The organism is Planomonospora algeriensis (genome assembly GCF_977012225.1).
In genome coordinates this window covers 1-3701 of sequence record NZ_CDRNDK010000554.1, presented here as the reverse complement: position 1 = coordinate 3701, position 3701 = coordinate 1, and the positions used below count along the sequence as shown (strand labels likewise).

The window sequence follows — 3701 nt, the reverse complement described above, 5'->3', positions numbered from 1 at the left end:
TGCCGCCGCGGAGCGGGACCCGGGGTGCCTGCGGCGGGACCGGTGCCGCCGCGGAGCGGGGCCCGGCGTTCCCGGCCGTCAGCAGGGCGAAGCCGTGGGCGGCCGAGACGAGGGTCACGTGGTGGTGCCACCCTCGGAACGACCGTCCCTCGAAGTCCCGCAGGCCGACCCGGTCCGTCACCTCGACCCGGTCCCGGGCGACGTGGTCGGCCGTCCGGGCGAGGCAGTACAGGGCGGCGGGCGCCAGCCGGGTGATGTTGGACAGCCAGAAGTCGCTCGCCCGCCCGCCCCCGGTCCAGGCGCCCAGCAGCTGCAGCGTCCCGCCGTCCTCCTCCCGCAGCGGCCTGCTGGGCCGGAACGGCGTCTCCACCCGGGCGCTGACGGCGAAGGCGGGCCGGTGCAGGCCCGGCCGCGCTCCCGCGGGCATGACGGGCTGGCTGAGGTCCCGCATCGCGTCGACGAGCTGGGACCCCTGCATGCGGCGGCCCGCGCCGAAGGGGACCCGCGGGTCGGCGGGGCTGACGGGAACGGTCCCGTCGACCCGGAGCACGAAGGGGATCCGCCGCGCCGAGAGCTCGAAGACGAGCCGGCCGGGATCGAACGCCCTGACGTCCATCACGACCGGCCAGCGCCGCAGTCCCCACGATTCCAGGATGTCGACGACGGCGCCGATCACGCACTCCTCGATGGTGCGGCTCCCGATCGTCTCGGGGATGCCCGCCCGGCGGCGTTTGACGGGGTCGTCGATCCAGCTGTCGGGGATGGCCATGTGCCAGTCGATCGGATAGCTCTCGTGCTCCGAGGCGAGCCAGATCCCCACGGCCTCCTGGCAGTTGGACAGCCGCCCCAGCCGTTTGACGAACCGCCGCTCCACGCCGACCGAGTGCTCGCCCGACTTGGGGATCAGCACCGGCTCCACGACGAGCGCGACCGGGCGGATCATCTGCTCCAGGTAGCAGGCCAGGGAGCGGCGCACCGCCACCCAGTCCCACGGCGACTGGCTGATGAACTGCTGAAGACTCTGCTCGATGGCGGGCTTCGCCTCCATCGCCGCGATGCGGCGCATGGTCTTGCGCCCGTCCAGCGTGAGCAGGCCGTTCAGGTAGAGCTGCGCCCAGCGGCGCTGGTCGCTCCGCTTGAGCGAGGAGAAGAGCATGCCGGACAGATCCGCCAGCAGCTCCGAGGTCAGTCTTTCCCGAACGGACGGGAACGCACCATCGGCCACAGTGGCCCCCCATCTGAGCCCGGTCTCCCGGGAAACGACGCGCGTCGACAGTGCTCAAACAATACCGCCTGTGCGGTTTTTTTTAAGAGTCGAAGTGACTTTATCGCCGAAATCCGGATCAATCCCAAGCTCACGCGGCGCGGAACCAGAGGGACGAGAAAGGCGGCACGGTGACGCGCGCGCTCGCCCGCAACCCGCCGACCGGCGCGTCCTCCGCCTGCACCGCGCCGGGACCGCCCGCGCCGCCCCCCGCCGTAGGCGAGCGCGTCGGTGTTGAGGACCTCGACCCACCGGCCGGGGAACGGCAGGCCGATCCGGCGGTCGCGGTGCGGGACCGGCGAGAAGTTGCACACCGAGACCAGCGGGGCGTCCCGCGCGTCGCCGTACCGGAGGAAGACCACCATGTTCTCCTCCGCCGCGTCGGCGTCGACCCACCGGAACCCGGCAGGGAAGGCGTCCAGCCGCCAGAGCGCGGGCGAGTCCCGGTAGACCCGGTTCAGGTCGCGCACCAGGTCGCGCACGGCGCGGTGCTCCCCGCGCGACAGCGACTCCCAGGCCGGGCCCGCCCCGGCCGGCCACGGGCCCTCCTGGGCGAACTCCTGTCCCATGGCCAGCAGCTGCTTGCCGGGATGCGCCCACGCGAACCCCAGGTAGGCGCGCAGGCACGCGAAACGCTGCCACCGCTCGCCCGCGATCCTGGAGACGAGCGCGCCCTGCGCGCGGCCGAGCGGCAGGACGTGGTTCTCCGCGTGGGCGTAGGCCAGCGAGAAGGTCAGCTCCCCGTGGTGGTAGGCGCGCTCGGCCGGGTCCCGGCCCAGGTAGCCGAGCGAGTCCCGCACCCAGCCGAGGTTCCACGCGAAACCGAACCCCAGGCCGCCGGAGTGGGTGAGCGCCGTCGTCTCCGACCACGTCCCGGCGCCGTCGGCGATCGTGACCGCACCGGGCGCGTGGCGGCGGAGAGTGGCGTTCAGCTCCCGCAGCAGGGCGAGCGCGTCCGGATCCTCCCCCTCCGGCCGGTCCGCGTTCCCGTCCTCCCGGCCGCGGCCGGGATGCAGCATCCGCTCCACCCCGGTCACGCGCAACCCGTCGACGTGGAACTCCGCGCACCAGGAGAGCGCGCTGGCGACGAGGAAGTTGCGCACCCCGGGCCGGCCGAGGTCGAACGGCAGGAGGTCCCCGCCGCCCCGCCCGGCGCGGTGCGGGCCCGGACGCTCGTACAGCGGGGCGCCGTCGAACCGGGTCAGCGCCCGGTCGCCCCCGGCGAACCGGCCGGGCGCCCAGTCCACGATGACCCCGATGCCGGCCTGGTGCAGGCGGTCCACCAGGTGCCGGAAGTCGTCCGGGTCGCCGAGCCGCGCGGCCGGGGTGAAGTAGGACTCCGCCCGGCTCCCGGGCCCGCCGTCGGACGGATGCCCGGCCGGGGGCAGGAACTCCACGTGCGTGAACCCCAGGTCTCCGACGTAGCCGGGCAGCGCGTCGGCGAGCTCGCGATAGGTCAGCCCGGGGCGCCAGGAGCCGAGGTGGACCTCGTAGACGCTCATCGGCTCGGCGTACGGCACCGCGAGCGCGCGCCGCCTCATCCACGCGTCGTCCTGCCACCGGTGGCCGGAGGTGAACACGACCGAGGCGGCGGCCGACGGGCACGCCGCGGCGGCGAGGGGATCGGCCCTGCGGTGCCGCCGCCCGTCCGCGCCGAGGATCTCGTACGCGTAGCGGCACCCGTCCCCGACGCCGGGCACGAACAGCCCCCACACCCCCGATCCCCCCATGGAGCGCATGGCGTGGGCCGCGCCGTCCCAGCCGTTGAAGTCACCGGCCACCCGGACGCCCCGCGCACGCGGCGCCCAGACGGCGAACGAGGTGCCCGTCACCTCGCCCGCCGCCGAGGCGACGGTGCGCACGTGCGCGCCCAGCACCTGCCAGAGCCGCTCGTGCCGGCCCTCCTCGATCAGGTGCAGGTCGAGCTCGCCGAGCAGCGGGCGGAACCGGTAGGGGTCGTCGGTCCTCCGGCACACGCCGCCGATCGTCGTCTCCAGCCGGTACTCGGGGACCTCCCGCCAGGGGAGCGTGCCGGCGAACAGGCCCATCCCCTCGTCCAGCAGGGGGAACCTCTCCCGCGGCGTGCGGACGACCACCCGCTCGGCCGTCGGCTGGAAGACCCGGATGGTGATGCCCCCCGATCCCGCGTGCGGACCGAGCAGGGAGTGCGGGTCGTGGTGCTCGCCCGCGGCGAGGCGGCGCGACTCGTCACCCGGAACCGGCCGCGCACGGCGCAGGAGCGTCGATCCAATCCTCACGTGCATCCCTTTCCCTGCGGAAACCCTCCAGTCGAATAAAAGGGAGCCTGGAGCGGAGGTCCAGCGAGCGGGATGTTCTCGGGCCGACTCCGTCAGGTCGCCGCGCCCCTCATCGCGCCCCTCGTCGCGCCGCCCGGCGCGAGCGGGGGCCCTGACCGGCCCCGCGCCGGGCGGAGGGC

Annotated in this window: 2 protein-coding genes; both read right to left on the bottom strand. The window is 74.3% G+C overall.

What is annotated here, in order from left to right:
• Positions 1–1156: IS701 family transposase (locus ACWJ6R_RS32305; RefSeq protein ID WP_449065850.1), on the bottom strand; the 1156-nt coding region annotated here is incomplete at its 3' end.
• A 29-nt stretch (positions 1157–1185) separates the two neighbouring features.
• The gene (gene glgB, locus ACWJ6R_RS32300) at positions 1186–3522 is read right to left on the bottom strand and encodes a 1,4-alpha-glucan branching enzyme (protein WP_449065849.1); all 2337 of its coding nucleotides are present in this window, start codon (positions 3520–3522) and stop codon (positions 1186–1188) included.
• Positions 3523–3701: the final 179 nt, after the last annotated feature.